At 49.3% G+C, this 1,151-nt stretch carries 1 pseudogene; it reads right to left on the reverse strand.

The features are described 5' to 3' along the window. A pseudogene (locus ACTHS3_RS13875) lies at window positions 1–1,151 on the reverse strand (exodeoxyribonuclease V subunit gamma); the annotation flags it as partial.

A 1,151-nucleotide genomic window follows, 5' to 3' on the forward strand; every position in this document is an offset into this window, starting at 1 on the left:
TTCCCTGCCACGCCGGTCAAAAGCGGCACAAGCAGATTGACGACGAGGTTTTCAAATAGCGGCTCATCAAGAGGCGATTCATCCGAATGGCCAAACACCAGCTTCACTTCGGTATATTCTTTCTGCCCTTTGCTCATTTTGTTGCCGTTAAAAACCTCATGGGCTTTTCTCAAGGCAGCATCCCAATCCTCTTTCTTGTTGTACTCCTCCGCTGCGGCAAGGCTGGTTTTGGCAAAAAACGGTAAGGGGGTATTTTGTCCGATTCGGAAATATACCAACCATTCTTTCAAAAGTTCTTTTGCTGTTTGTTGCTCGATGGCGGCATAGGTTTCGGTCTGCCCCAAGCTGACAATATAGGTTTGTCGGTTTGCAACGGATTTAGGGGCGACGGCACAAAAAATCAAATGCTCTAATAAACGGGCAATGCGGTTGGGTGCATTGTCTTTTTGATTTAGGAACACAATACGGCCGCATTCGTAAAGATTGCCGATGGTGCCTTGTAAAATCAAGTCGTCAAAGTGTTCTTCATAAGGTTCAGACGGCCTTTTGTTACTGCGTATCAACTCGGTATCCACGTTTTTCGCAGATATCTGATACTGCTTCTGCCACAAACCGCCCAATTCGCCTACCGGCATCAGGCTTTCGGCATTCAGCCGAATGGCCGTATCTTCAAAATCTTCCCCTTTGCGCCGCGCATCCAAATAGGCATCAGCAATCCGACCTTCATGTTGCGGTTCAAACGGTTCGGCAGACTCCCATGCACCGTCCAGATACGGCTGACCCCAGCTTAAATTTTTCTTCAGCCAAACTTTGACAGGGTTGCGCCAAAAACTGATGAGCTCGCCTTGATAAATGGTTTTGCCCGGCTCTTCCTGACTTAAAGCCTCAATGAAAAACGGCTGCGCTTCCGCTTGCGGTTGGTTCAACGCATCGGCGTAATCTTGGCGCGTACTGAAGAGGCCGTCTGAAAGCGCGTCCTTTTGGAAATAACGGCGTGAGAACGCCTGCAAAGGATGATGTTTCACCCATTTCTCCGACAACTCGCGCCCGCTTTTCCCTGTCATGGCGGCAATGGTATCCAGCAGCTCGCTGATTAACGAAGACGGCGCGAACTCGGCATCATTGCGTATATCGCGGCCGATATAAGACAA

This window comes from Neisseria sp. P0009.S007, assembly GCF_051962515.1.